1 protein-coding gene is annotated in these 243 nt (G+C 67.5%); it reads right to left on the bottom strand.

Going from position 1 to position 243, the window contains the following annotated elements; all coding sequences use genetic code 11:
- Window positions 1-243 (bottom strand): RraA family protein (locus AB2L51_RS15335; protein ID WP_475557856.1); only part of this gene is annotated, 243 nt, incomplete at both ends.

The following is a 243-nucleotide window of genomic DNA, read 5'->3' as shown; positions in this document are numbered from 1 at the left end:
GATCACGCCGTCGGCATCGGCGTAGAGCTGATCGCCGCTACGGATCGTCTGCCCGGCGAAGGTCACCACCTCGCCGATCTGGCCTTCGTCGCGTTTGACCGACTTTCGTGGCGAGACGCCCAAAGCCTTGACCGCCAGGGGCAGCCCGGCGAGCACCGCCTTGTCACGGACGTGGCCGTAGATGAGGGCGCCGGCCCAGCCGTTCTTCACCAGGTCCTCGGCGATGATGTCGCCTAGCAGCGC

Source organism: Acetobacter fabarum (genome assembly GCF_040702925.2).
GTDB lineage: Bacteria > Pseudomonadota > Alphaproteobacteria > Acetobacterales > Acetobacteraceae > Acetobacter > Acetobacter fabarum_B.
The sequence above is the reverse complement of the archived record's forward strand: the minus strand, read 5'-3'. Positions and strand labels throughout refer to the sequence as shown.